This is a genomic window from Candidatus Chloroploca asiatica (genome assembly GCF_002532075.1).
In the GTDB taxonomy this organism is placed as follows: Bacteria; Chloroflexota; Chloroflexia; order Chloroflexales; family Chloroflexaceae; genus Chloroploca; species Chloroploca asiatica.
Genome location: NZ_LYXE01000126.1, coordinates 1 through 21,734, shown reverse-complemented (window position 1 = coordinate 21,734; position 21,734 = coordinate 1). Strand labels below are relative to the sequence as shown.

At 59.3% G+C, this 21,734-nt stretch carries 19 protein-coding genes; 9 read left to right on the top strand and 10 right to left on the bottom strand.

What is annotated here, in order from left to right; all coding sequences use genetic code 11:
- Positions 1-268: 268 nt before the first annotated feature.
- The 7 genes from A9Q02_RS16420 (at position 269) to A9Q02_RS16390 (ending at position 5,921) form a co-directional block, all read left to right on the top strand.
- The gene (locus tag A9Q02_RS16420; protein WP_097654171.1) at positions 269-1,093 is read left to right on the top strand and encodes a type 1 glutamine amidotransferase domain-containing protein; all 825 of its coding nucleotides are present in this window, start codon (positions 269-271) and stop codon (positions 1,091-1,093) included.
- A gap of 66 nt (positions 1,094-1,159) precedes the next feature.
- Positions 1,160-2,869 carry a thiamine pyrophosphate-binding protein gene (locus A9Q02_RS16415; protein ID WP_097654170.1) on the top strand — a complete coding sequence of 570 codons (1,710 nt, stop codon included), beginning with the start codon at positions 1,160-1,162 and terminating at the stop codon, positions 2,867-2,869.
- 74 nt (positions 2,870-2,943) lie between these two features.
- Entirely contained in the window at positions 2,944-3,396 is a 453-nt protein-coding gene (locus A9Q02_RS16410) for a nuclear transport factor 2 family protein (RefSeq protein ID WP_097654169.1), read from the top strand.
- 147 nt (positions 3,397-3,543) lie between these two features.
- The gene (locus A9Q02_RS16405) at positions 3,544-3,933 is read left to right on the top strand and encodes a nuclear transport factor 2 family protein (RefSeq protein WP_097654168.1); all 390 of its coding nucleotides are present in this window, start codon (positions 3,544-3,546) and stop codon (positions 3,931-3,933) included.
- Positions 3,934-4,022: 89 nt separating this feature from the next.
- Positions 4,023-4,871 (top strand): MBL fold metallo-hydrolase, encoded by an 849-nt coding sequence (locus tag A9Q02_RS16400; RefSeq protein ID WP_097654167.1) that lies wholly within the window; start codon positions 4,023-4,025, stop codon positions 4,869-4,871.
- A 63-nt stretch (positions 4,872-4,934) separates the two neighbouring features.
- Positions 4,935-5,504, top strand: coding sequence for a DJ-1/PfpI family protein (locus tag A9Q02_RS16395; RefSeq protein ID WP_097654166.1), 570 nt, complete (start codon positions 4,935-4,937; stop codon positions 5,502-5,504).
- 15 nt (positions 5,505-5,519) lie between these two features.
- Positions 5,520-5,921: a VOC family protein gene (locus A9Q02_RS16390; protein WP_097654165.1), complete on the top strand. Its 402-nt coding sequence runs from the start codon at positions 5,520-5,522 to the stop codon at positions 5,919-5,921.
- Positions 5,922-5,994: 73 nt separating this feature from the next.
- Here the strand turns inward: A9Q02_RS16390 and A9Q02_RS16385 are convergent, their stop codons facing one another.
- The 8 genes from A9Q02_RS16385 to A9Q02_RS16350 all read right to left on the bottom strand — a co-directional run bounded on the left by A9Q02_RS16385 (position 5,995) and on the right by A9Q02_RS16350 (position 17,419).
- Positions 5,995-8,148: an ATP-binding protein gene (locus tag A9Q02_RS16385; protein ID WP_097654164.1), complete on the bottom strand. Its 2,154-nt coding sequence runs from the start codon at positions 8,146-8,148 to the stop codon at positions 5,995-5,997.
- A gap of 238 nt (positions 8,149-8,386) precedes the next feature.
- Positions 8,387-9,637 carry an ABC transporter permease gene (locus A9Q02_RS16380; protein WP_097654163.1) on the bottom strand — a complete coding sequence of 417 codons (1,251 nt, stop codon included), beginning with the start codon at positions 9,635-9,637 and terminating at the stop codon, positions 8,387-8,389.
- A 151-nt stretch (positions 9,638-9,788) separates the two neighbouring features.
- A complete protein-coding gene (locus tag A9Q02_RS16375) occupies positions 9,789-10,589 on the bottom strand; it encodes an ABC transporter ATP-binding protein (protein WP_097654162.1) in 801 nt (266 codons plus the stop codon).
- A 15-nt stretch (positions 10,590-10,604) separates the two neighbouring features.
- Positions 10,605-12,362 carry an efflux RND transporter periplasmic adaptor subunit gene (locus tag A9Q02_RS16370; protein WP_097654161.1) on the bottom strand — a complete coding sequence of 586 codons (1,758 nt, stop codon included), beginning with the start codon at positions 12,360-12,362 and terminating at the stop codon, positions 10,605-10,607.
- Positions 12,363-12,365: 3 nt separating this feature from the next.
- A complete protein-coding gene (locus A9Q02_RS16365) occupies positions 12,366-12,989 on the bottom strand; it encodes a TetR/AcrR family transcriptional regulator (RefSeq protein WP_097654160.1) in 624 nt (207 codons plus the stop codon).
- 177 nt (positions 12,990-13,166) lie between these two features.
- Entirely contained in the window at positions 13,167-13,580 is a 414-nt protein-coding gene (locus tag A9Q02_RS16360; RefSeq protein ID WP_097654159.1) for a hypothetical protein, read from the bottom strand.
- 193 nt (positions 13,581-13,773) lie between these two features.
- Positions 13,774-15,483 (bottom strand): META domain-containing protein, encoded by a 1,710-nt coding sequence (locus tag A9Q02_RS16355; RefSeq protein ID WP_141508981.1) that lies wholly within the window; start codon positions 15,481-15,483, stop codon positions 13,774-13,776.
- Positions 15,484-15,778: 295 nt separating this feature from the next.
- Complete coding sequence (locus tag A9Q02_RS16350; protein ID WP_245860588.1) at positions 15,779-17,419, bottom strand: M1 family metallopeptidase; 1,641 nt, start codon at positions 17,417-17,419, stop codon at positions 15,779-15,781.
- Positions 17,420-17,528: 109 nt separating this feature from the next.
- On the opposite strand from A9Q02_RS16350, the gene A9Q02_RS16345 reads away from it, so the two are divergent.
- The gene (locus A9Q02_RS16345; protein ID WP_097654157.1) at positions 17,529-17,759 is read left to right on the top strand and encodes a hypothetical protein; all 231 of its coding nucleotides are present in this window, start codon (positions 17,529-17,531) and stop codon (positions 17,757-17,759) included.
- A 288-nt stretch (positions 17,760-18,047) separates the two neighbouring features.
- Here the strand turns inward: A9Q02_RS16345 and A9Q02_RS16340 are convergent, their stop codons facing one another.
- Both A9Q02_RS16340 and A9Q02_RS16335 read right to left on the bottom strand, forming a co-directional pair.
- On the bottom strand, positions 18,048-19,016 hold the full coding sequence (locus tag A9Q02_RS16340; protein ID WP_097654156.1) for a 2-hydroxyacid dehydrogenase: 969 nt from the start codon (positions 19,014-19,016) through the stop codon (positions 18,048-18,050).
- On the bottom strand, positions 19,013-20,563 hold the full coding sequence (locus A9Q02_RS16335) for a nicotinate phosphoribosyltransferase (protein ID WP_097654155.1): 1,551 nt from the start codon (positions 20,561-20,563) through the stop codon (positions 19,013-19,015). The genes A9Q02_RS16340 and A9Q02_RS16335 overlap by 4 nt, the downstream gene beginning before the upstream one ends.
- Before the next feature lie 129 nt (positions 20,564-20,692).
- Here A9Q02_RS16335 and A9Q02_RS16330 point away from each other — a divergent pair, with 129 nt between their 5' ends.
- Positions 20,693-21,481 (top strand): nucleoside phosphorylase, encoded by a 789-nt coding sequence (locus A9Q02_RS16330; protein ID WP_097654154.1) that lies wholly within the window; start codon positions 20,693-20,695, stop codon positions 21,479-21,481.
- Positions 21,482-21,734: the final 253 nt, after the last annotated feature.

Genomic DNA, 21,734 nt, shown 5'->3' with positions numbered 1-21,734 from the left:
TATAGTAGGCCTGGCATCCCAATGTCCTGCAATGTTTGAGTGTGCCCTGGCCGGGCCGAGCAATGCAGTGCTGCGAACTGTTGCCACGAGGGTCGCGCCAGATCCTCCAGGGTGTTCTGGATCGTCTTCGCAGAAGCATGCGCTACGCGTTGGCAAAGATGCCCTCGCCCGCCATAAGCGTGACCAACGTTATTTTGGGGAGGTCGCCTGAGTCAACGACCATAAGGATCGATGAGGGGACGCTGCTTAATTTACGAGGAGGTTGACTGTGACCAGGAAGATCTTGGTTGTCCTTTCGGAGTACGGGTATTGGGGCGAGGAACTGATTGGCCCGCTTGATGTCATTGACGAGCATGGCTACGAGGCGACCTTTCTGACGCCGACGGGCAAGCGCCCCTATGCCCTGCCACCCAGCAAAGAGCCGGGCTTTTTCGATCCGCCGCTCGATAAGGTGGTCGTTGACGAGTACTATGCCCGCAAGACCACCGAGGTTGATGATTCGGGTCGTCTTGCCAATCCGCTCAATCTTGAAGCCTGGTTCCCCGAACGGCCTTACTTCAACTCGACCAACTTTGGGCATGCCCTCGAGGATTATTACACCAAACGGGATGCCTGCTGGAAAGAACTCGAGCAGTACGATGCCCTCTTGATGGTGGGCGGCAGCGGCCCGATGATCGATATGTGCAACAACATTCGTCTGCACGATGTCATTCTCGGCTTCCTGGCCCAGGGCAAGCTCATTGCCGCCGAGTGTTATGCCGTCACCGCCCTCGCCTTTGCCCGCGACTTCACCGAGCGCAAGAGCATCATCTGGGGCAAGCATGTCACCGGCCACGCGATTGAGTACGACTGGCACGATGGAACCGGCGTGCTGGGCATTGACCACAACTTCAAGTGGGCCTTCTATCCCCTCGAGTTCATCCTCCGCGATGCCACCGGCCCCGATGGACAGTTCCACGGTGGCGTGGGCCGCACGATTTCGACCATCCTGGATTATCCCTTCCTGAGCGGACGTTCAACCCAGGATTCACGCCTCGTCGGCGAGTTGATGGTTCAGGTGCTCGAAAATGGGCTGCGCCGCTACGGTTGGTAACCAGTTCACGCTCTGGCTGGCCGGCCCCCCGGCCCGCTAGCCAGAGCTCAGGGAGAGATCGAGCGTATGCGCAAACGTACTGGCAATCAAGCCATTATTGAACAGTTTCTTGCCGATGGCATGAACTTCATGTTCGGCAACCCCGGCACCGTTGAGCAGGGGTTCCTTGATGCGGTCGCGGACTATCCCGAGATGCGGTATATTCTGACGCTCCAGGAGTCAGTCGCGGTCATGGCCGCCGATGGCTATGCTCGTGCAACCCAGCGTCCAACGCTGGTGCAGATGCATAGTTCACCAGGGCTAGGCAATGCGATCGGCGCACTCTACCAGGCTAAACGCGGTCATTCGCCCCTCGTGGTGATCGGCGGCGACGCCGGGCTGCGCTATATGAACACCGAGTCGCAGATGTATGGCGATCTGGTCGCCTTCGCCGAGCCGGTCACCAAATGGTCAACGATGGTGCTCGAACCGGCGAATTTGCTGCGCGTGATCCGGCGGGCCATCAAGATTGCCGCAACCCCCCCCATGGGGCCGGTCTATGTCTGTGTCCCCGCCGATGTGCTCGATGCACCCGCCGTCGAGCCGGTCATGCCTACGTCGCTCTTTTCGACGCGGGTGGCGCCAGCTGGCGCGATGATCGCCGAGATGGCCCAGATGCTGGTTTCCGCGGCCACGCCGATCATCTTCGTTGGTGACGGCGTGGCCTACTCGGGTGCCCAGGCCGAACTGACGCGGGTCGCCGAATTGCTCGGCGCTGAGGTCTGGGAGGCCGATTCGGGCGAGGTCAACATGGCCTACGATCATCCGCTCTACCAGGGCATGACCGGCCATATGTTTGGCTTTGCCAGCAAGCCCATCACGCAGAAGGGCGATGTCAATCTGATCTGCGGCACCTATATGCTGCCCGAGGTCTTTCCCGAGCTTGGCCCGATCTTCGCCGAAGGTGCCAAGGTGATCCATATTGACCTTGATCCGGGGGCGATTGCCAAGAACCACCCGGTCGATCTCGGGGTGCTCGCCGATCCCAAGCTTACCCTTGGGCTGCTCGCCGAGGCCATTGATGCTAGCTTCTCAAGCGAACAACGCGCCGCCGCCCAGGCTCGCGCCGCCACCATCGGGCAGCGCAATGCCGAAAAACGGGCCAGCCAACTCCAGGCCGATCAGGCTGTCCGCGAGGCAACGCCGCTCAAGATGAGCCGCTTTATGGAAGAACTGGTCGCCCAGTTGCCCAGCGAAGATGTGATCATTGTTGATGAAGCCCTGACGTCGTCACCGGCCCTCGTACGCTACTGGCCGCCCCAGCGCACCGGCGCATACTTCCTGACCCGCGGTGGCTCACTCGGCATCGGTTTCCCCGGGGCCATCGGAGCCAAACTCGCCAATCCCAGCAAAACGGTGCTTGGCTTTAGCGGCGATGGCGGCTCGATGTATACGATCCAATCGCTCTGGAGCGCCGCACGGCACAACCTTGACGTCAAATTTATCGTCTGTAATAACTCGTCCTACCGTCTGCTCCAGCTCAATATTGACCAGTACTGGAAAGACCAGGGCCTGCCCAAACGCGACTACCCGCTCAGTTTTGACCTGTCGAGTCCACCGCTCGGCTTCGTTGACATGGCCCGAGGGATGGGTGTTGCGGGCATACGGATCGAAAAACCGGAAGAGGTCGCCGGGGCGATCAAGCAGATGCTCGACCATCCGGGGCCATTCTTGATCGACCTCGCGCTTGAAGGCGATGTCCATCCCGAACGTGTTGGCGCAACCTGTGGGCAATAAGATGCACCTGAGGCGAGGTATGAGCTAAGCAGGCCTCGCCTCAGCCTGAAACAAGCTAAAGGAAGACGATCCCAATGAGTGACTCAACAACCCTGACCGAAGCCGCCATCAGGCGCTTCGTCGCGGCCTGGTACGAAGCCCTCGATTTCCATGTACCTATCGAACAGGCCTATGCCCTGCTCGCCGACGAGGGACTCAATATGCAATTCCCCGACGGCGACATCCGCGACTACAACAGCTTCAAAGCCTGGTACGACCGTGTCACCAACCTCTTCTTCGACGAAAACCACTACGTGCAACAGGTCGAGATGCAGATCGACGGCGACACAGCCGTGCTCGACGTGATTGTCGGCTGGCAGGCAAGCTGGTGGGAAGCGCCCGCCGCCAAGAGCAAGCGCGTCTCGATGGACGCAACGCAGCGCTGGACGGTACGAAGCTCGGACAAGAATGCCTTTGGTATGGTCATCGAAAGCTATAACGCCACGGTCGAACCCTTCAAGTATGCACCCGGCTTCGCCCGGTTGTAGCCCTTAGACGCAATACCTTGCAAAGAAGGCGGCTCTTTTGACGCAAAGGCGCAAAGGCGCAAAGGTTTTTGCGTAGGTGAGCGTAACCCTTCGCGTCTTCGCGTGAGCTTATTTGAAAAGTATTGCCCTTAGACGGAGAATGACAGCATGAGCAATCGGGAGATTCTCGAAAAGTACTACGCATACGCCAATGCAGGCAACTGGGATGCCTGGTGTGATCTCTTCACCGATGATCAAGAGATGGACGAGCAGCTCGCCGGGCATATTTCGGGGTTGACCACCCTGCGCGGCATGATGGCCGGCATGGGCCAGGCCTACGCCAAATTCCAGAATGTGCCCAAAACGATCTTTGTCAGTGGCGACGAAGGTGCCGCCGTCTCGCACATTTCGGCCCTGGCCGCCAAATATCCCGACGAAGCCATTGAGGCTGAAGTGATGAACTACTTCAAATTCCGCGATGGCAAAATCGCGTATATGGCCAACTTCCACGACTCGAAACCATTCGAACCCTTCCTCCGCCAGATCAGCGAGGGGTGAGGCTGTTTGCTTCATTGGGACAAAAAGCCCGCGACGCGGGCTTTTGTCCCGCACAAGGAACGTCATCTTTAACCAAGGAGTACCTACATATGTCCACCTACCCAATTGTACACACGTTTGACGGCAAATTTGTCGAGCTCCCACGTGATCACGTTCATGCCTACATCGTTGAGTTGGAAAACTCGGTGGTGCTGGTTGATGCCACGCTGGCCCTCTCGAGTGCCAGTGAATTCCGGGCCAAAGCCGAGGCGCTTGGCAAGCCGCTCAAGGCGGTCTTGATGACCCACGGCCACCCCGATCACTACGTTGGCCTGGCGAAATTTGCCGACCTGCCCCGCTACGGCTCGCAGGGATGTCTCGACTTTGCCATCCGCGAAGACGTTGCCAAAGCCGCGATTGCCAAGTACCTCTTTGGCGACGACTTCCCCGACGAGCGCGTCTTCCCTGATCAGATCATCAGCGACGGCTTTACGATCACCTTCGATGGCGTCACCTTCACCTTCACCGACCTCGGCCCGGCTGAATCCGATAGCGACGGCATGTGGACTTTCGAGAAAGATGGCGTCTTGCACGCCTTTGTGGGTGATACCGTCGCCAATCACACCCACTGCTTCTTCCGCGATGGACACACCCCCAACTGGCTGCGTACACTTGATCGGCTCGAAAAAGAGCTCCCCGACGATGCGCTGCTGTACATCGGGCACGGCGCGACGCCCTCGTCGAAAGAGATCATTCCCTGGCAGCGCGGCTACATCCACACCTTCCTCGATGCCGTCAAACAACTCACGTCCCTCGAAGCCCTGGCCGCAACGCGCCCCACGCAGGAGAAGATGATTGCTGCGGTCAAGGAATATCTGCCCAACGATGTGACGCTCTTCCTGCTTGACTACGAACTGCACCACTCGATCCCCGAAACCTGGAAGCAATTGCAGGTGTAAAAGAGCGAGGGTTCGAGGCAAGCAAGCAGTGGGCTCCGTCAGCGGGGCGAAAGGTAACGAAGGATGAAGCTGCAAGGTCAGAAGGTCGGCGTCTTGATCGAAAGCGATTTCTACGAAGACGAAATCTTCTATTACAAGCATCGTTTTGTTGAAGAAGGGATGGAGTTGCACTTCCTGACGCGGCTCTGGGGGCAACCTTCCTTGACCTTCCTCGGGCACGAGTACCGCGCACCCTTGACCGTCCACGAGACGTTCGAGGGCATGAGTGATGAGGAGTTGCGCAGTTACGCGGCGATCATTGTGCCGTCGGGCATTGTCTCGGATCGCCTGCGTTACACCGAGGATCCCGAGAAGATCCCGCCCGCCACCACGTTTCTCAAACGCGCTTTTGCCGAGCCGGGCCTCATCAAGGGCATCATCTGCCACGGGATGTGGCTCGTTGCCCCGGCCCCAGAACTGGTACGCGGGCGCCCGGTTACGGTGCATAACAACCTGATCAGCGATGCGAAAAATATGGGTGCGCTCTATACCAATCAGGATCTCGTCATTGACGGCGACCTGACGACAGCCCGCACGGGCGGGCATTGCCACTTGCTGGCACGCTCGATCATTGATCAACTCGCCGCCCGTTAGCACCAAGGAGGTTCAATGCAATTTCATCACGTGGCCCTCACCTGCAATGATGTCGCAGCCGTCGAGGCATTTTATGTCAAGCATTTTGGCTTCCAGCGCGCCCGGGTCATTGACCTGGGCGAGAGCAAGATCGTCTTTCTGCGCGCAGGCGAGGCCTATCTGGAACTGTTCGAGACGAAAGAAGCGCCGCCGGTAGAAAAAGCCGGCAACGATGGACCAGGGTACCCAGGCTGGCGCCATATCGCCTTCAAAGTAGACGATGTCGATGCCACGCTCGCCGCGATGGGCGACGACGCCAAGGTGACGCTTGGCCCATTCAGCTTCGACGACTTCATCCCCGGCTGGCGCACCGTCTGGGTCGCCGACCCCGAAGGCAACATCGTCGAAATCTCGCAGGGCTACACCGACGCCGCCTAGACCAAAACCGTGGAAGGGCAAGAAAAAAGCCAGCAGAGCTGGCTTTTTTCTTGCCCTTAACACATTATCGCACTTATTCCCCAAATACCTTCAGATCTTTCGGTAACGCCATAATCGTTCGGCGATTATGGTTGGTGGTTCTGAGGGTCTGATGCTGATGGGCAAGGATCGGGGTTCGTATAAAGCGAGGGGCAATGCGATGAGCCTGAGCAACCTGTTCGGCGAGGCGGCGGCGATCGCCGGGAGGCAAACTCTGCACAATCGCACGCCAGATGAGCGGCGAGGCAAACGTGTAGCGCACATTGCCCACATATTCCATCCACTCCACCTCGCCTTGCGTCAGCCCCTCCTGCATCAACGCCACGGTCGGTACTTCCCGCACAAGATCGAAGGCAAGCAGCGGTTGCATCATCCGCATAATCGCGTGATGATCGCTTTCAAACGCTTTCGCCATCAAACTCAAACTAAATGATTGACCAGAGACCGCGGCAAGCTGGAGTAGCCTCTGCGCCTCATCGGGCAAACGACCGACCTGCTCCATCAACAATGCCTGAAGCTCCGGTGAAATATACTCCTGCGCATGGACAAGTTGCTGGGGATGCAGAAACCAGCCCTCATTGTGGCGTACGAGTATCTTGTGCTCAACAAGCTGCGTAACGACCTGCGAGAGCAGAAATGGATTGCCCCCTGACACCTCAGCCAACGTCGCCGCCAGCAGCGTCCTCGCCGTCGCATCAAGCCCGGGCAGGCTCTCCACCAGCTTCTTGATCGCCCCCTCGTGCAGGAGGCCGAGTTCGCACACCGCCAGGCCATCACTACGACGCAGGCGCGAGGCAAGGTGCTGCAGTGGATGCGCCACATCAAGCAACTCGGAACGGTATGCCCCGAGATACCAGATACGGGCCTGCTGACAATGACGGGTCAGGTAGTTGAGGAGATCAATCGTTGCACCGTCAGCGTAGTGCAAATCGTCAAACCAGAGCACGACCTCACCATAGTGGCGTTCGAGCTCAGCAAAGCAGACCGATACAGCTTCAAAGAGGGCCTGCCGCTCAAACACCGGCACCATCGTGTAGGCTTCAGGCACACCCGGCGTCAACGCACGCATCTCGGGCAACAACTGACGCAAAGCCAATTGCCAATGCTCAGGTAGATGCTGGAACAATTCCGGGTTGGTCTGGAAACCAGCCCGCAGCACATCAACCACCGGCTGAAAAGGTACCGCCTGATGAAAACGCTCACAGCGTGCCCGCAGCACCAGCGACCCGGTTCCCGAAATAAAATGCAAGAACTGCTCAACCAGACAAGTCTTGCCAATCCCGGCCACCCCGTGGATCAAAGTAAAACGACCGCACCCACGCTGCACGAGGTCGTACTGCTCTCTTAGCCAGAGAAAATCAGCACCGCGCCCGACAAAGGGGAGCGGCAGCAAACGAGGGGCGCTTGCGGTCATGGTGAGTGGCCTGCGTGCTGGTGCAGGCGTAACTTCCCCTGCGAGAATACGGTGGTAGAGGCTTTTCGTCTCTTCTTCCGGCTCAATGCCGAGTTCGCGCCCAAGAATCTGCTCACACGTTTTATACTGCGCAAGCGACGCACTACGCTGCCCACTCAACGCCAAGAGCAGCATGGCATAACGGTGCGCCTCTTCGTGCCAGGGTTCGAGCTTCAGCAAGCGGATCGTATAGTGCAGTGCCTCGGTATATTCGGCGCACTGCATATGATATTGGGCTAACGCATAACAACTCTGCATCATCAACTGACGCATATGCTCACGCTGGAGCAGCAGCCACTCCTCGAAGAGCAACGCACCACGTGGTTGCAGCCCGTGCAACAGATCGCCGTGATAAAGTGCGACCACATCGCGCAACACACTCATCGCATCGCTGCGGGTCGCATCGTACGTTTGCACCGAGCGTTGAAAGAGCAAAGCATCAATCCAGCAAGCCTCATCAGTTCGCAACGCAACTGTCTTGCGATTGATCTGCATATGCTCGGGAAAAAGCTGGCGTAAATTACACAACACAACCCGCAAATTTGCCTTGGCTTCGGCTTCTGGCATCTCACTCCAAAGCAGGGCTGCCAGATCGTCACGCGAGTGCGCCTCGCCTGTAATAGCCAGATAACAGAGCAATGCTTCGGCTTTATTGGAAACAAAACCTGTGACCTGCTTGCCGCCGTACGTGATGCGAGTGTGCCCAAACAACTCAAGATTGAGCATGACCGTCATCGTACTCAGACCTCCTGCGTAGATTCGATCACCATTGAGTATCTACACTCCCCGGCAAGGGAATGCGCTATAGATTGGGGACAGCCAGGAGTTGCAAGTGATAGAACGCAGTATAGCACAAAATTCCCTCGTGAGACGACCATGAAGGAATTGTCATCTTGCCCCTGTCAGCGGGGAGAGGTGTTTCGCGCAGCACAAAAGCCCGCATAGCGGGCTTTTGTGCTGCGCAAAAATACCCTTACTCGTAACGCAGCGCCTCAATCGGCTGAAGCATCGCGGCACGGCGTGCCGGATACAAGCCAAAACCGAGACCGACAAAGACTGCGAAGACGAGCGCGATGACCACGGCTGTCCACGAGATCGCGGCGGCAATGCCGGTCGCCAGGCCAATCAAGAGCACAATGCTAATGGCACCAGCAATGCCAATTAAGCTCCCTACCAAGCTCAGCGCCAGCGCTTCCAACACAAATTGCCCGAGCACATCGCCATCCGAGGCCCCCAGCGCTTTGCGTACCCCGATCTCACGGGTGCGTTCGGTGACGGCAACGAGCATAATATTCATAATGCCAATGCCACCCACCACCAGGCTGATTCCGGCAACCAGGGCGATGAAACCAGTGATCGCGCCGTTGATGCCCGCCAGCACCCCAAGCGCCTGCGTCGGCAGGTTGAGGCTGAAATCGTCAATCGCTTCAGGTGGTACCTCACGTGACGTCCGCAGGGCACTCACAATCAACGTCTCGGCCTCATCAACAATCTGCTCGCTCGTGATGCCAATTAGGATGCTGCTCATCTCTAGGCCCCGACCCGGAAGGTCAAGGTTGCCAATCAAGCGCAGGCGTACCGTACTGACCGGCGCAAAGACCCGACCGTCGGTCGAAAAAGGGCCACCATTGCTACCAACAATGCCAATCACGGTAATCGGTTGGCCGTTGATCTCAACCGTACGCCCAAGCGCAGCCTTCAACGCTTCTTCATCGGCCCCAAAGAGATCACGGGCAACGAGGTAACCAACCACGCCAACCCGCGCCCCCGCCGCCTCGTCTTCCGCCGTCAAAAAACGCCCGGCGAGCATCGGCACCGTCTGGACCGCTTTATAGTCTTCGTTGGTGCCAACCAGCAATGCCTGCACCGCCGTTGTTCCAGCGCGGACATTCGTACTAATGGCAACCTCGGGAACAACCAGGCGAAAGAGGTCAGGCCGCTGCGCCGCCATCTCTTCGAGCACCTGATAATCCTGGATCGAGAGCAAGCCATAGCCGGGAACGTTGCGCGCCCCCTTCGCATTGGGATCGCCCGGCAGTACCGCAACGCGCCGGGTGCCAAGATCGATGAATTGCTCGAAGACGCTGCTCTGCAAGGCGTTGCCAAGTGATAAAACGGCAACCAACGTCCCAGCGCCAATAATAATGCCGAGCATCGTCAGCAAGGAACGAAATTTATTGGCCCGCAAACTATCAAAGGCCATACCAATTTGCTCTTTGAGCATAGATTTTCTTTTCCTCTTCTGTGGCCTACTGGCGCTTACTTACTTGAGACCGCACAGGTCTTGAAGACCTGTGCGGTCTGACGGGCACTGCTAGCCCGCCGGCTATTTGGTACTCAGGGCGACAATGCGCCCTGCGCAACGGTAAGTGGGCTTACACGTTGCGGTTGACAGGAACGGGCACCGGCACGGGCACGGGCTCAAGGTGATGCTCACGCTCCACCTGCTCAAAGACCTCGACGCCATAGTATTCGGTCAGAATATTTTCGGCGAGGCGGCCATCACGCAGGCCGATGACGCGATCCATATGACGCCCAATTTCAGGATCGTGGGTCACAATCACAATCGTGCGCCCTTCGTCACGGTTGAGTTCGCGAAATAGCGCCATAATCTCGGCCCCGGTGCGGGTGTCAAGCGCACCGGTTGGCTCGTCCGCCAGAATGATCGCCGGGTTGTGGACAAGTGCCCGGGCAATGGCAACCCGTTGCTTCTGCCCACCCGAAAGCGTGCCGGGCAAATTATCAATCTTATGCCCCAGTCCAACGGCCTCAAGCGCAGCCTGCGCTTTGCGACGCCGCTCACGCCCATCAACCCGCCCGTAGACCATCGGCAATTCGACGTTCTGCAACGCAGTCAACCGTGGCAAGAGGTTAAAGTTCTGAAAGACAAAGCCGAGTTTCTGATTGCGCACCCGCGCCTGCTCCAGCCGACTCAGGTTGCTTACGTCCTGATCATCGAGGATGTAGCTTCCCGAGGTCGGAGTATCAAGGAGCCCAATCAGGGTCATCAGCGTGCTCTTGCCGCTCCCTGACGGTCCCATGATCGCCACCATCTCGCCCTGGTTGATCGTGACCGAGACATCATCAAGGGCACGGAACATACCATCGCCCGTCGGAAAGTCTTTGACCATCTGCTCGATCCGCACAATTGGTCGTGTTATATAATCGGTAGTCATCTGACCTGATGCTTTCTAGTTTAGAACAACCTCATCACCCTCAACCAGACCACCAACAATCTCGACCCGCTCACTCGTGCGCAGGCCCACCTCGACGGTCCGCTCTTCAATGGTGCGCTCGCCATTGGCATCAGTCACCACCACGCGCACCACCTGCTGAGTACCCTCGCTGCGCACCGCGCTCGTTGGCACCGTCAGCACGTCGCTCCGCTCGGCAGCCACAATCGTCGCACTCGCCGTCATGCCAGGCTTGAGCGCACTATCGGCAGGGTCAATTTCGACCGTCACCTGATAGGCGGTGACACTGCTCCCACTCTGCGGAAGCGACTCAAGGCTCACGACCGTCCCCGGGAGGGTCTCACCCAGGGCATCAATCAGCACCTGCACGTTCTGCCCAAGCTGAACACGAGCAATATCAACTTCGTCAACGGTCACTTTGACCAGAAAGCGACTGATATCAATCAAGACCAGCGGGATCGTGTTGCCAACAGTCTCGCCGGGGGCAACATTGAGCGAGGCCACCACACCATCAAACGGTGCCCGCAAGATTGTATCGTCAAGCTGGATCTGGGCCTGGTCAAGCTGCGCACGTGCCTGCGCCACACCTGCCTCGGCCCGGGCAAGGTTACTCGCTTGTGGATCAGCCGTCAGTTGCTCAAAACGCGCACGGGCCGCCTCAACGTTCCCGGCCTGCGCGGCAATGGCCCCGCTGCGCTGCGCCCCCGTCAAACGGGCCAGTTCAGCCTCGGCCCGCGAAAGTTGGGCGCGCGCCGAAGCCCGCACATCAGCCTCGGCACCGGTCAACAGGGTGTCAAGGTCAGTCTGGGCGGCCCGCACACGCGCTTCGGCACTGGCAAGCCCACTGATCTCGTTCTGGATAGCATTCTGATATTCAACATCGGCCTGACGTAGCGCCGCTTCGGCGTCGGTGAGGGCCAGCGTCGCCCGTTCAAGCGCAACCACATAATCCTGGGCCTGCGCATCAGTCAAAGAGCGGAGTGTACGCGGATCGGTCTCGTAGGTCTTGACGTGCTCGAGATCCCAGTAGGCAGTGCTATAGGCGCTCTGCGCATTACGCACCACATTCGCGCGGGTTTCAACATTCTTGCTAGCCTGCTCTTTGGCAGCCGAAAGGGTACTGCGTTGACGCTCAAGATCAGCCTGCGTTTCGGCAAGCGTCGAGGCTGCACGGGTACGAGCGTCATTCCGCGGGCCAGCCTCGATCACCGCGAGCCGTGCGCGGGCCTCTTCGACTGCCGCACGGGCCGCATTGATATCAGCAGCCGTGACACTCCCCTGCGTCTGCACCAGATTGCCCTGGGCCGCCTGGATCTGGGCCATTGCTTCGGCAATCTGTGCCTCGGTCGCGCCCTCTTTCACTGCAATCAGATCGGCTTCGGCACGGGCCAGGGCCGCAGCACTTGCATCACGCGCCGCCGTCAACTGACGATCATCAAGCCGCACGAGCATATCGCCAGCGGCCACACGCTCACCGGTTGAGACCAGTACCTCGACCACCCGCCCACTCGCCAGGCCAAACGCGAGATTGGCCTGCACCCGCGGCTCGACCGAGCCAGTCGCACTCACGCCAAGCCGCAGATCACTGCGCGTCACCGGCGCAAGCGTTGTTGTTGCCAACGGATCAGCTTGACCAGCCGCAAAGGTACGAAAACCTAGGGTGGCAAGCAGAGCCACAACAAGGATACCGGCAATAATGGCCGCAATGGAAAGACGGCGGCGACTAGTTGAACGCGATTGAGGAAGCGTGGTCATGTATTATTCCTTCGTTATGCCAACACCATGTAAAAAAAGATCAACAAGAGTATGTAAATTAAGATCAGATGTCCCAAAAACTGTTTCCGACTGATGTTCCCAACCCTCCAGCGTACGTGGGGCAAACTCCTGAAACGCCTCGGCCATGCCCATAAACATCTTGGCAAGCGTCAACGCGCTATAGCGCGCCAGTTCACCATCAGCCAGGCCAGCCTCCATCACCCCGACAATCGGGACAAAGAGTTGCGCGTAAAAGGCCCGGCCAAGCATCGCCCGGTGCCCCGGCCCCAAGTGTGCCGCCATTTCGTGGCGCATCAGGCGCATATCGGTATCGCGGTTGGCCATCAAAACAGCCGCCACGGCAACCAGACGTTCAGCCAGCGCACCTGGCGTTGCCGCCGCATACCGCAACCGTTCACCCATCTCGGCCAGCACCCGCAACCCCATCTGCACAAACAGGGCCTCTTTGTCGGCAAAGTAGTAGTAGAGCGTCGGCTTGGTAACGTCAGCCTCTCTGATAATGTCGTTAATCGAAACAGCCTTGTAGCCACGCTGCAAAAAGAGGTTGCTTGCAGCATCAACAATCTTGACCGCAGTCGGGCTACTTACTGGCTCGAAGTCTTGCATCAATCGAAACCTTCCTTACCGGTCAGTAAACATATAAAGCGATAAAATTCCCAAATCTTACCGACCGGTCAGGAAGAGTATACCGCGATGCACAGGCTTTGTCAATACCCTGGGGCCAAAAAAAGCAAAACCCGCGTAAATTACGCAGGTTTTGCACAGGTTTGGCTCAGCAGCAGCTCAGCGCCGCGTTTGCAGGTTATAGACCACCACCACCACTACCAGCGGCAGCAGCAGACCCACGATCAACAGTTCACCCAGACCACCCAGGTTGAGCAAACGCATCCCAAAGAGGGCGATCACCGCCGAGAGGCCCCCCGCAACCGGGGCCAGCCAGAGGTTGCCCCCCTGTTGAAACGCTCGCCCAACAAGCGCCGTGCCCAGGCCGGCCCCAACGCCAAAGCCAAAGGAAGCCCCGAGCACGCCCACGGTCAGCAAACCCATGCCGAGTTGCTGCGCGAACAGCAATCCCGCGACCAGATAGATCGCCCCGCCAATCACGACTGCGCCAAGTATTCCGCCCAGGATCGCCCCCCCAACCTCAGCCAGAATCGTCTGCGCCGAAGGGGTTGCTGATCCACGTGCATCACGCATACCTTCCTCCTTGGTCTTGGGTTCACGCACAAGGCCACGGGCCGCTGGCCTTGCACGTGAACGTAAGCGTCTCGCGCCCTACTCATCGCTTCTGCACGCGCACAAAAGCCAGCTATGCTGGCTTTTGTGCGCGTGCTATCCTGGGGGTTGGAACCCCAAACCTCAGCCGAAGGGCGTACGCCCTTGAGCCATCTTACACCGGACTCACCAGAACCTCAAGCGTCGTTGGGTTGTTCCGGGTAATCACCAGGTTCTGGGTCGTCGAGATAAAGCGAAGTTGACCATCAATCGTGATCCGCGCCTGCACCGCATAGGTGTAGGCCGGGTTGATCTGCGCCGGATTGAAGGGCAACACAAAGGGCAGAGGTACCTGCTGCCCACCCGAAACATAGGTATCACTCGCCAAGACCACCGCCGGAGCATCGGCCCGCGAGATATCCACCAGTTGTACCTGAACAATCGCGTTGGGCAACAGGGCAATCCGTGGCAGGTACGTCACGGTGCCACTTACCACACTCTGCCGACTCGCACTCGGGCGATAGACCAGCGTCTGGCGACCCTGATCATAGGCAATGCGCAACTCGTTGTTGACAATGGTAAATGGCCGCGCACCCTGCAACGCCGCCAGCACCGCCTGCTCTTGCGCCGCCAGCGTATCGCTCGTACACAATGCCAGCGTCGTTGCCAGCGGCTGGAAGGTCACGGTCGTCCCGTCCAGGCTGTAGCCCCCATTGAAGTTGTTACAACCCGTGCGACCCATCACACGCATCCCATCAAACATGATCGTCGCAGGCTCTTCAGCAGCAGGACGAGGCGCATTGGTATCGCCAAACGCAACCAGTTGCCACGCGCCGGCCTCGAGCGCTGCCGCACCGATATTCCGATAGACCAGGGCCTGCCGCCCGTCATCATAGCTAATCCGCAGATCGTTGCCCGCCAATGTGAACGAACGCACATCTTGCAGTCCCGCAAAGATCGCTTGCTCCTGCGCATCCAACGTCGGCTCGGCACAGGCAATCAAGGTCGAAATAAGCGGGCCAAAGCTCAGTTGATTGTTATTGACCGTATACGCTCCACCAAAGGTATTGCACCCGGTCGAGCCGCTCGCACGCGAACCATCAAAGGCAAGCGTGGAAGCCTGACCAGCGTACGCCGCCTGCGGCGCATTGACATTGCCAAAGGCCACCAGTTGCCACGGTCCACGCTGGAGAGCCATTGCCGGAGCCTCAATCGTCTCGGCACCAAGGCGCCCAAACAGCACATTGAACGGTGGCCGATTTTCGGGGTGCAACTCGAAGCGCGCCCGCTCAAACCACTGCACCGTATACGCTTTGCCCTCAATGACCTCGGTCATCGGCTGCGAAATGGGATAGCCAAAGAGGGCGAGGCTCTCTTCAAACGTGATCCCAGGGCGCCCGGCAAAGTTCAGGCCATAGCTCCGAAACGCGGTCAGAAATTCGTCACAAACGATGAAGCCTGTCTCGCGGAAGAGCGCACAGCGCTCGGCATCGGCTTCGGCTGCGCTATCAGGGCGCGGGAAGCTTTGCCAATCGCGGCCCTGGCGTCCAAGCGTATCCACCCCGATGCGCCCAAGCAACACATTGTACGGGGCCGCATTCTCCGGATGGATTTCAAGGCGGTGGCGCTCAAACCACTGCGCCTGACGCGTGACCCCATCTTCGCCCATCATCGCCTGCTGGGGGCCAAGCGGCAACCCAAAGACCGCCAGACCGCCATTCTGTTCCCAGTATTCACGAATCGTGCCACGAATACAATAGCCCGTCTCGGCAAAACAGCGCTCATCGCTCTGAGCAAGCGCCACCGGATGTCCAGGACCAAACAGCGTCGCGATCATGGCAAAGGCAAGCAAAAGGGCAAAGCCAAGTGTTTTCATTCGCATCATTGCAAACTCCATAACTAGACAGAATCCTGATCAAACCATACCATCACCGCCACCGACCAACCCTAACCCTGGGGATAGTATTTGCAGGGCGATTGCATCTTCCGTGTATGCACCCCGCCAAGGCACCCGCAAGGGCACCCGCAAGGGGTGCCCCTACCGGGGCGGGCCATCCGCAAGGGCACCCGCAAGGGCACCCGCAAGGGGTGCCCGTACCGGGGCGGGGCCGATCCCGGTGTACGGGCACCCCTTGCGGGTGCCCCGTTGTAAGAGGTCAGATTTGGGCATCGCAGGCCCACTAAAGAACAGGCGCTGCCGTCAAAACCCAATCACGATACAACCGATCCAGATCACAGCCACAGGCTTCTTCGGCCACCCGCAACAGGTCGTCGCCAACGAGATCACGGTAGCGCCCAAACGCATAGTAGTTCTGGAGAAACCGGGTAAACGCCGCTTCACCGATCTCCGCACGCAAGGCGTGGAAGAAGAGCGCCCCTTTGCCATAGACAATCGGCACATAGATGCCCCTGAGTTCCGAGGGTGGGGTTGCCAACGGGACATCGCGCCCTCGCTCGCGTACCTGACGGTACATGTCACGAAACCCTTCGAGCTCGCTCAAGGCAACATCAAACGCACCGATACCCTCATAATACAGAATTTGTGCGTAGCTCGCCATACCTTCATCCAGCCAGGCTTCGCCCTGCGCATCGTTGCCAACCAGACTGTACCACCACTGATGGGCAATTTCATGCGCCACCGTCGTTTCGAGCCCCCGCGCATTGCGGGCATAGAGTTGCTGATCAATCAAGACAACCCCTGGGTACTCCATCCCCAGGAAAGTGGTCATCGCCCCTTCAATCACTTCAAGTTCAGCGAGCGGATATTGGCCATACCGTGCATTGAAGATCCGCAGCGCCTGTTCAGTCACCTGCAACGCCCGCTTGCCCGCCTCAGCATGCGCCGGTTGATAGTGGCTAATAATACGTGTCCCAGCGACGTCGCTACTGACCTGCGCCAACCCACGGGTTGCCCCCAGATAAAATTCGCGCTGCGGGCCACTCACAAAACGCTCGCGCCGCACGCCTGGAGTGACGGCTTCACGCGCCACCCCGACCCCTGTCGTCACCAGCGTCCACTCGACCGGTACATCAATGGTGACATCATACAGAGCGGTACTGCTCACCACAAAATCGCCCCGACTCTCGATCGGGCGCTCGTCCCAACCACCCTCAGGCCTTTGACGCGCCAGGATCGGGTAAAAATTCGCCATCGACCAGAGGCCGGCTTCCTGGTTGAAGGCCCCGAAGGTTCGCGCACTCGCATTGCGCGGCGTCCGCGCCACAAAGCTCATTTCCACCTCAACCGTCGCCCCCGGCAGCAACGGTTGGGCCAGTTCTAGCCAGAAAAGACTGTCATCATAGGCCGTCCCCGACGCCACCGGCACACCATTGATCGTCGCCGACGTCACATCAAGTCGCCCGCCAAAATCAGGATGGTTTGGATAGAGATGAAACACAAGCCGTGGATGCGGTGTTGCGGTACGATTCGTGACGAGAACCTGCATCCTTCCACGCACGCGCTGCTCGCCAGGGCTCAGCGCCGCCACAATGGTGTAACGCTCCCACGCCGCAGCCTGTTCAAGATCAGTCACGTACGCAGGCAACATCGCCGCGACCTGGGCCGCCACAAAGGGATCGTCCGCAAACAGGGCAGCGGTTGGCGTCGGCGTTGGTTTAGCTTGCCGGTCAGCAGATGCTGTCTCGTACTCGGCAACAACAGTCGAAGGCTGCACCACAGCCAGTGCCGCTGGCGCCAACAGGTCAGGAACTGGGGGAGGATCGCGTCGCTGGGCAGCCACAAAGGGAGTGCAACTGGTCAACAAGAGCATCAACACCAGCAGCAACATCAACAGCCAGAACCGCATCTGTGGTAGTAGCATTTTCCTCTTGATCATGGTATCCTAAGCATGTCAACCCAACACACTCTAGCACAGTCTGGGTACTCGTTTCAAGCGCGAGTGGTCAACTGGAGAAAGAAGGAGAAGGGTTATGACGTTCTTAAAACCATACTTCCCTCGTACACACGGGTTTGTTGATCAGGCCACGTTGCGCGATACCGCCTTGATGATGCCAGAGCACCCAGAGGCACCCAACACTGATCCGCTCTATACCTGCTTCTGTGTTGCCCCCCGCCTCATCTACGCACCCGGCGAGCCCCGCCTTGTTCAGACGCTCTCATGGGCAACCTTCCTGACCAAGTTGCCCATGCATGGGTCGTAATGCGGTTGACGGGCGATCCCCGTCAGGCCTGCCAGGTGTGCGCCGGGACATGGCCCCGGTATCCCCAGGATCACTACGGCGCGCACCTGGCAGGTTTCCCGCAGAGACCCCTGCCACCGGAATACGGCGCTACGAAACTGCCCACCACCCGGTTGCCATCTCGGGCTGATGCCCCACGCCTCGCCGCACGCCCCATGGCCGCCGCCGCACGCCGCGCCACTCTACGCCCACTATGTCGTTCCCACGCACACGGGATGACAGATGCCCCCTTTGCGGCCCCTCTCTCCCTCACAGGTTCAGCAACGACGGTGCCGCTTTGCCCGTCAGTACCGCTACCAGATTCTCGGCGGCGAGCGTCGCCATCCGAGTGCGCGTCCCGACGGTCGCACTCCCGATGTGCGGCACCGCAACACAGTTGGGCAGGCGCAACAGAGGGTGATCAGGGCCAATTGGTTCACGCTCAAAGACATCAATGCCGGCAGCCTGCGGACGTCCGGCTTGCAGGGCTGCCACCAGTTCGGCCTCGCGCACAATTGGCCCGCGCGCGACATTGACAAAGATCGCCGTCGGCTTCATCAAGGCAAATTCGCGTGCCCCGAACATGCCCCTGGTTTCGTCACTCAACGGTACCGTTACCACCACAACGTCACTGCTGCTCAGCAGTTCATCAAGGGCAAGGTAGGTCGCCCCGGTGGTAGCTTCGACAACAGAGTTGGGAGTGCGGTTATGGTAGCTCAGAGCCATGCCAAACCCTTGCGCCCGCCGCAACACGGCCTGGCCGATGCGTCCGGCACCTACCACGCCAAGCCTGCTACCATAGATGTCCACCCCGACCATCTGCATTGGGTACCACGGGCCCCATCCGCCCGCTTCGATCAACTTCTGCCCCTCGACAATCCGCCGTGCGGCGGCAAGCATCAGCGCCCACGCCAGATCCGCCGTTGTTTCCGTCAAGACGCCAGGGGTGTTGCTCACCGTCACCCCCCGCCTCCGGCATGCCGCAAGATCAATATTGTCATAGCCAACCGCCATGTTGGCCACTATCCGCAGATGAGGCCCCGCAGCCAGCAACTCTTCGTCAACGCGATCCGTGAGCAGCGACAAGAGCCCCTCGGCCTCGGCGACCCCGTTCAACAAGGCCTCACGTGGGCACGGGCGCACCTCGTCATCCCAGAGGGTAATGGTACACGCCGCCGCGAGCATCTCCATGGCTGCCGTTGGCAAACGGCGGGTCAAAAAAACAACGGGCTTCTTCATAGACTTTGCCTCAACTGCGCAAGCAACTCCTGCTTGAGATCCCACAGGGGCTGCGATAACGAGACGTGGTAAATGTGCGGATTCATAATGCGCCGTACCCCCACATCAAGGCCGGCAATGTCATGATCGCGCTGCGCCCTGATCGCCTCAAGCGTCGGCAACGGCGCGACAAGCCGTCCTTGATCCAGCACCTTGACCAGCAGCGGCTCAATGGCCCGCAATGCCGCCCGTTCCAGAATGCGTTGCTGAGTATGATCGTTCGGATGCCGCAAGACAAGCTGCCCGGCCTTCGTCGGATTTTCTTCCTCCAGCGTCAAGAGGTCGGCTGTTGCCTGCCCACGATCATCATAGAGCCGCCAGGCCTGTTTGAGCCCCGGATTAGTCATTTTGGAAGGCGTGTCAGCCAACTTGATCGCCGGTCGCCACGTTCCACCCTGCTGCATCGCTACCAGTTTGTAAACGCCCCCCAGCGCACCTTCACCATGCGATGTCACCAACCGGGTTCCAACCCCATACACCAGACGCCGCAGAATCGCGTCGGCATCAGCCGCATAGCGCCGCGCCTCCTCGACAATCTGCGTCTGAATCTGCCAGATCACCAGTTCATCAAGATCGCTCGAAAGCACAATCGCCGTCTCGGGGAAGCCCGCCCGGTCAAGCAAGAGAGCCGACTGGATCGCGAGATAGGCCAGGTCGCCCGAGTCGAGGCGAATGCCCACTGGACGATGCCCCTTCGCCCGCAGTTCCTCAAAGACACGGATGGCATTCGGCACGCCACTCTCAAGCGTATTGAGCGTATCAACCAGCAAGAGGCAATCATCAGGATAGACCTCGGCATAGGCGCGAAAGGCGTCCAGTTCACTCGACCCAAGGGCCAGAAAGACCTGCACGAGCGAGTGGGCATGGGTGCCTTTGGGCGGCACACCGAGCGTACTCGAAAGCCCAACATTCGAGGTAAAGTCGGCCCCGCCAATCAGCGCTGCCCGTGTACCCGCATTCGCGCCGCGCTCCTGGCCCCGCCGCAACCCGAACTCGAGCACCATGCTCGCCCGGCTCACTTCACGGATGCGGGCGGCTTTGGTCGCAATCAGCGTCTGGTAATTGAGCTGATTCAGCAACGCCGTTTCGAGGATCTGCGCCATGGCGAGCGGCCCTCGCACAATGCTCAACGGCACCCCAGGATGCACCACCCGCCCCTCGGGAATCGCCCAGAGGCTAAGACTGTCAAAGCCACCACAGCCCTTCAGGTAGGCCAGAAAATCGTCACCAAAAAGCTGGCCGCCCGTCGCGTTGCGCTGCGCACGCAAATAGGCGAGATCTTCCTCGCGAAAGGACACCTCTTGCATCCAGTCAACCAGCCAGGCGAGCCCGGCACTGATGCAATAACCGGCGGCATGCAGACCATAATCAGGATAGCGCCGAAAAAAATGATCGAATTGCGCGGTCTGCTCATGCAAGCCCTGGCGAAAATAGAGCTGGGCCATGCTAAGTTGATACTGATCCGTAAAGAGAATGCCTTCAGCCGTACGCCGATCCTCTGGTCGCATGACGCCCCCTCGCTATTAGTGTCTAACAGACACCATCATAGCGGGCAAGCGTCAAGCTGTCAAGCCTCATTGCCTCTCTTCGCAACAAAGGCTATACTAGAAGGGTAGGTTGCAAAAAGGAGACACACTATGCCCATTCCGCGGCACCCCGCGAAACACGCCTCACCAGCCCATTTCAGCCCCGAGGATCACCTCGACTACTTCCGCAACGTCGGACTTGCCCCTGGCTCTTTGCAGCCCGCCGCAGCCATTTTTTGTTACCAGCGCACCCTCTTACGCCATGTCGTGGATACCGAACAACCATCACGCATTCCTTGTGTGACCGGGATGCTCTATCCGCTCCCTTCGACCGGGGGCTCAGTCGTGCTCGCGGCTGAATTTGGCATTGGCGCACCCGCCGCGGCGATGACAATGGAGTTGCTCGTGGCAATGGGCGTACGTCGTTTTCTCAACATTGGCACCGCAGGGGGCCTTGCCCCCCATCTGACCGTGGGCGACCTGACGATCTGCACTGCGGCAATACGCGACGAGGGTGTCTCACATCACTACCTGGCCGACCCGCACGCCCCAGCCCTCCCTGCGCACCAGTTGACCGAAGACTTCGCCGCGGCCCTGCACCAGCATGGCCTCACGCCGCCCCGCGGTTCAACCTGGACAACCGATGCGCCCTTTCGCGAGACCCGCGCCGAGATTGCCCACTATCAACAAGAGGGTGTCTTAACCGTCGAAATGGAGACAGCGGCCCTCTTTGCCGTTGCCCACCTCCGCCAGGTCGAGATCGCCGCTGGCTTTGTGATCAGCGATGTCCTCGCCGGCGAAGCCTGGAATCCACAGTTTCGCGCCGCCGAAACTGCACGCGGTCTCATCAGCCTCTTTGAAGCAGCACGGGCGACGTTAACTGAAACTCCGGTGCCTTGAAGCTCGCTGGGGCGATTGCAAATTGCACATTTGTGATTGTCGCCTGCGCCCCGCACCCCCGTACGGGCACGGGCAAGCCGTGCCCCTACGCCGGACACGCCCCCGCCGGGCACGCCCCCACCGCCGCGCCCCCGTACGGGCACGGGCAAGCCGTGCCCCTACGCCGGACACGCCCCCGCCGGACACGCCCCCGCCGGGCACGCCCCCACCGCCGCGCCCCCGTACGGGCACGGGCAAGCCGTGCCCCTACGCC